Origin of the sequence: Eudoraea sp. (genome assembly GCF_049665975.1) — a bacterium.
GTDB lineage: Bacteria > Bacteroidota > Bacteroidia > Flavobacteriales > Flavobacteriaceae > Eudoraea.
This window is the reverse complement of record NZ_JBATGR010000307.1, coordinates 1-2884: the sequence shown is the minus strand read 5'-3', so window position 1 is coordinate 2884 and position 2884 is coordinate 1. Positions and strand designations below refer to the sequence as shown.

The window sequence follows — 2884 nt, the reverse complement described above, 5'->3', positions numbered from 1 at the left end:
ATCCAGGCCCAGGCATTATAATTTAATTATTTCAATGAATATTCTAATTATTAATACAGGGAGTTCATCTATAAAGTTTCAGTTAATGCATATGCCATCAGAAAGCGTTTTGTGTTCTGGCATGGTAGATAGAATAGGACTGGAAAATGGAAATTTGAAGTATGCAAAGGCTGATTACGAAACTAATGAAATACTACAGTTTTCATCTCACAGAAAAGGACTGGAGCGGGTAATAGAATTACTTTTGGATCCTGCAAACGGAGCCATTGTCAACGTAAATGAAATAGATGCCGTGGGGCACAGGGTAGTCCATGGCGGTACTGCTTTTTCTGAAACTACAATTATTACCAGAGAAGTAAAAGATAAGATTGCAGATTTGAGTCAGTTGGCTCCTTTACACAATCCGCATAACCTGGAAGGGATATTGATTGCGGAAGAATTATTTCCAAATGCCAAACAGGTTGCGGTCTTTGATACCGCCTTTCACCAGACTATTCCGTTGAAGGCTCGTAAATACGCAATACCGGATGAATTTTACACGGATCACGGAATACAGCTTTATGGTTTCCATGGCACGAGTCATAAATACGTCACAGAAAAGGCCATAAACTTTTTGGATAAAAAAGCAGCTAAGATTATTAGCATTCATTTAGGTAATGGTTGCAGTATTACTGCCGTCCATAATGGAAAAAGCATAGACCATAGTTTGGGTTTTGCCCCTTCAAATGGACTTATCATGGGTTCCAGAAGTGGAGACATAGATCATTCTATGATTTTTTACCTTGTAGAATCGCTGGGATATAGTTTGCAGGAAGTAAATAATTTGCTCAATAAGAAAAGTGGAATGCTAGGACTTACCGGTTATAGTGATTTACGGGAAATTCAAATCAAAGCTGATGAAGGTAATGCTAAATGCCAGTTAGCTTTGGATATGAATGCCTATAGGATTAAAAAATATATTGGCGCTTATAGCTCCGCCATGAATGGAGTGGATACTTTGATATTTACTGCGGGTATAGGTGAAAATTCAGCTTATCTTAGAGGGTTGGTTTGTTCTGAGATGGACTTTTTTGGAATTGAGCTGGATACTCAAAAGAACAACCAAAAATCTTCTGTATTTCGGGAAATACATAAAAGTTCTTCAAAAGTGAAAATTTTGGTCATCCCTACGAATGAAGAATTGGAAATTGCAAAGCAAACCTTTCAGTTGCTAAAAACCTCCTGAAACAAAAAAATACGCTAAAATTTCTATGCCAAATGATCTTAATCATTTGGTATAGAAAGTCTATGTCATAACTTGAGCCATTATTAGTATTAACCTAAAAAAATTTATCATGTCAGACAACAGTAGTAATGTTTTGTTAGCTCTATTATCAGGGGCAGCAATAGGAGCAGGTATTGGAATATTATACGCTCCTGACGAAGGGATTAAAACCCGAAAAAAAATTAAGGATAAGGCGCTTGAAACAACTCACGATTTAACAGAACGAATTTCTCATGCCAAAGAAGAACTCACCAAAGCAGCAGACGAGAGGAAAGAAGTTTTTGAACAAAAACTAGAGGATACCATCTCTACAATGAGTTATAAAGCAGATGAAATTATTGTTCAATTGGAGCGTAAGCTTGAAGAGATCAGAAAGAAAAATGCACAATTACAGAAGTAGGCTATTATGGCTTTTGAAGGATTAAGACAAAATATTTCTGAATTAGACGAAAATGTAAGCTCCTATATGGAGCATAGCATAGAATACGCCAAGCTTAAAAGTTTTAAGATATCTATGGTTTTGGTTACCTATTTAGCCAAGGTGTTGTTGGTTGGTACAATAGTTATTTTGGCTTTGATATTTTTGAGTTTGGCGGCTTCTTTTGCCCTTGGTTACGCAATGGATAATACCATTTATGGATTCGCCATAATTGGGTTTTTATATCTGTTGTTAGCGATTATAGGATATCTAGTTCGGGACAGGTTAAATAAACCTTTACTGCAATTGTTTTCTAAATATTTTTTTGAAGGACCATGATAGGAAAATACAACTCGTTTAGGGAAATTGATGAGGATTTGAAAATCCTTGCTCTGGAAAGAGAGATCAACAAGGAGTATACGAAGTATAGTTTGCAAGAGCTTAAAACGTATTTCTATCCCTTTAATTTAATTAGAAGTTTTGATGGTTTTGTTGCCAAAGTGATGATTCCCTTTATTTTAACAAGGGTTTTTAAGAAAAAAAGACTGTCAGAATAGCAATTTATTAAAGATTTCTAAAAATGACCATAGGTATTAAAACTAATACTTATGGTCATTTTTTTATTCTGATTTTCTTACTGCTAAAAGGGTACCTTTGCTGGCATTAGGGATGTTTTATGAATACAGGTTTAGTATTGTCCGGGGGAGGATTTAGAGGTATTGCCCATATAGGGGTTATAAAAGCTTTGGATGAATATGGTTTCGAGATTACTCATATAGCGGGTACCAGTGCCGGTGCCATAATTGGCGCATTGTATTCAGGGGGCTCAGATTGGAAACAAATCCTGGAATTTATTAAGAAGGTGAATATTTTTAGTATTAATAACTATGCGGTTGGCAAACCCGGGTTTGTTGATACCGAAAAATTTTATGAGAACTTCTCTGAGTTCTTTCCGTCAGATAATTTTGAGAGCCTTAAAATTCCTTTATTCATCACTGCCACTAATATTCTGGATGGGAGTTTAAAAGTTTTTGCTGAAGGAGAGCTTATAAGGCCAATATTGGCTTCAGCGGCATTTCCAGGTGTTTTTACGCCTGTAAAAATAGCAGATTCGTATTATGTAGATGGAGGAGCCTTAAACAATTTTCCAGGAGATCTGATTAAAAACTATGGTGATCAGATCATTGGGGTCTATGTAAATC

Annotated in this window: 5 protein-coding genes; all 5 read left to right on the top strand. The window is 35.9% G+C overall.

The window, feature by feature from the left end; translation table 11 throughout:
* Positions 1-34 precede the first annotated feature (34 nt).
* Positions 35-1225, top strand: coding sequence for an acetate/propionate family kinase (locus tag WBN20_RS11025; protein WP_424281707.1), 1191 nt, complete (start codon positions 35-37; stop codon positions 1223-1225).
* 109 nt (positions 1226-1334) lie between these two features.
* The gene (locus WBN20_RS11020; protein ID WP_424272785.1) at positions 1335-1664 is read left to right on the top strand and encodes a YtxH domain-containing protein; all 330 of its coding nucleotides are present in this window, start codon (positions 1335-1337) and stop codon (positions 1662-1664) included.
* A gap of 6 nt (positions 1665-1670) precedes the next feature.
* Entirely contained in the window at positions 1671-2021 is a 351-nt protein-coding gene (locus tag WBN20_RS11015) for a hypothetical protein (protein WP_424272786.1), read from the top strand.
* Positions 2018-2239 carry a DUF6327 family protein gene (locus tag WBN20_RS11010; RefSeq protein WP_299160250.1) on the top strand — a complete coding sequence of 74 codons (222 nt, stop codon included), beginning with the start codon at positions 2018-2020 and terminating at the stop codon, positions 2237-2239. Before WBN20_RS11015 ends, WBN20_RS11010 begins: the two co-directional genes overlap by 4 nt.
* A 119-nt stretch (positions 2240-2358) precedes the next feature.
* Positions 2359-2884: patatin-like phospholipase family protein (locus WBN20_RS11005; protein WP_424281706.1), on the top strand; the 526-nt coding region annotated here is incomplete at its 3' end.

Bases quoted from the DNA above. Each gene is read 5' to 3' on its own strand.
- WBN20_RS11020 (WP_424272785.1), top strand. From the start codon at position 1,335: ATGTCAGACAACAGTAGTAATGTTTTGTTAGCTCTATTATCAGGGGCA.
- WBN20_RS11025 (WP_424281707.1), top strand. From the start codon at position 35: ATGAATATTCTAATTATTAATACAGGGAGTTCATCTATAAAGTTTCAG.
- WBN20_RS11010 (WP_299160250.1), top strand. From the start codon at position 2,018: ATGATAGGAAAATACAACTCGTTTAGGGAAATTGATGAGGATTTGAAA.
- WBN20_RS11015 (WP_424272786.1), top strand. From the start codon at position 1,671: ATGGCTTTTGAAGGATTAAGACAAAATATTTCTGAATTAGACGAAAAT.